1 protein-coding gene and 1 pseudogene are annotated in these 1,311 nt (G+C 63.3%); both read right to left on the reverse strand.

Features of this window, described 5'->3' with window-relative positions; all coding sequences use genetic code 11:
- Positions 1-162 precede the first annotated feature (162 nt).
- Positions 163-1,005, reverse strand: a complete 843-nt coding sequence (locus ACLEQD_RS43585; protein ID WP_410391821.1) for a DUF3396 domain-containing protein — start codon at positions 1,003-1,005, stop codon at positions 163-165.
- 65 nt (positions 1,006-1,070) lie between these two features.
- A pseudogene (locus ACLEQD_RS43590) lies at positions 1,071-1,311 on the reverse strand (hypothetical protein); the annotation flags it as partial.

Here is a 1,311-nt window from a genome sequence, read left to right on the forward strand (position 1 = left end):
CGACGTACCCCAGCTCGCCGTGCCGGGATGCACGCGTCCCTCCGGCACACGCCGTGAGCAGGGCACCGGCCACCCAGAGACTCTTCATGGAACGCACGCGCCGGACTCTATCCGGCACAGGCGCCGCTGGAGCGGCATGAAGCTGTCGCCCTGGCCGCAGGGCTAGAGGAACCGGCGGATCCACCGGTTCGTGTCGGTCTTGAAGAGGGGGAGGTCCTCCCCTTCGTACTGGAAGAGGAAGGGCTCCATCAGCCGGGCGAGCGCGCGATACTGAGGGGGGATTGACTTCGTCTGTGTATCAATGGGGTCTGGCCATTCGTCCAGCGTGACGAGCACGCGGTCACCGTCCATGGGGAGCACGGAGACCTCCGGGAAGGGGAGCGCGTTCCGGAGCGCGTCGATGCCGCCCAGTTGTCCCAGTAAGGGCTGGCCCAGGAACGTGAGCCAGTAGGGGCCCAGGGTTCGGGTTCCGAGGATGGAACTGAATCTCAAGGCATGAGGTGCATCCAGGCCGGGATATCGAGCGAGGAGCGCTTCGGTGAAGTCCCAGTCGGCCGCAGCCCAGGAGCCTTGTGTCGAGACGAGGGCGAAGCTGGCGTAACCAAAGTTGAAGGGCAACTCACGAGCCAGCTCAAGCACCAGGGCGCGAAGGCGGGCCACTCCATGCTCCACGAGGTACTCCGTGGGGAACGTAAACGCCAACGTCGTGACGGGCGCATCATGGAAGAGGCTGTCGAGCAGTCGCCCGTAGTATTCGACTTGATAGCCACCGGTTTCACTGGGGCTCTCCCTCAGCTCCACGGACCGGCTCCCGCCTCCAACACGCTCTGTTACGACATGGCGGTTGTGTTCCCAGCCTTCGGAATCCAGGGGAACCATGTCGCCATCCGCGGACGTGTACCAGTTGAGTGAGTCAGGCGGGATGGCATCAAGATAGGTCTGGATCGAGCGCCAGACTGCGGGACCTACCTCCGTGTGAGCACGATGGATGAAGAAGGCCAGCACGATGCCATCTCGGCCTGCGAGCCAGTTGCCTCGATCGCGAAGTCGAATGACTGGGAATGCTGGACTCATCGCTCGAATGGCTCCATGCCTGCCTTGGGTGACACGAGCAGGGCCCGTCCACCCAGTGCCTTTTCGTAAATTGCCCCTTGGGACTCGTAGGCATAGGGGCTGTTGCTCCCATACTCCGTCCATCGTGGCGCATTGCTGTCCGGACAGGGGAATTTGAAGTCCAGGGTGAGCGCGGCCTTCAGCAGGTTGCGATCCGCATGGAGCACGAGGTCCGGCTTGAGGGTGCCTCGGAGTTCC

Source organism: Corallococcus sp. 4LFB (genome assembly GCF_046520365.1).
Classification (GTDB): domain Bacteria; phylum Myxococcota; class Myxococcia; order Myxococcales; family Myxococcaceae; genus Corallococcus; species Corallococcus caeni.